This window comes from Nocardioides oceani (assembly GCF_030412965.1).
Classification (GTDB): Bacteria; Actinomycetota; Actinomycetes; order Propionibacteriales; family Nocardioidaceae; genus Nocardioides; species Nocardioides oceani.
Genome location: NZ_JAUHJQ010000195.1, coordinates 1 through 273, shown reverse-complemented (window position 1 = coordinate 273; position 273 = coordinate 1). Strand labels below are relative to the sequence as shown.

The window sequence follows — 273 nt, the reverse complement described above, 5'->3', positions numbered from 1 at the left end:
TCCTCATTTCCGATATTGGCTCCAAAACGACTTACGCTCAATATGATCCCGAAATAGATACAAGAAATAAGCGTAGACGTACCACCCCGGCTCACCAACGGCATCGGTTGCCCGGTAACGGGCACTAAATTCACAGCTACCGCCATATTCGCCAAAGCTTGGACTACCACCAGCAACCCACATCCCAACACTAGGAATTTCGGGAATGATTTATCACATTTCCGGGCGATCATCCCAACCCGCACTAGCAACATTATATAAAGCAACAGTACA

At 47.6% G+C, this 273-nt stretch carries 1 protein-coding gene; it reads right to left on the bottom strand.

The features are described from left to right. On the bottom strand, positions 1–266 hold a 266-nt coding region (locus QWY28_RS24645), incomplete at its 3' end, for an FtsW/RodA/SpoVE family cell cycle protein (protein WP_369292723.1). Positions 267–273 lie beyond the last annotated feature (7 nt).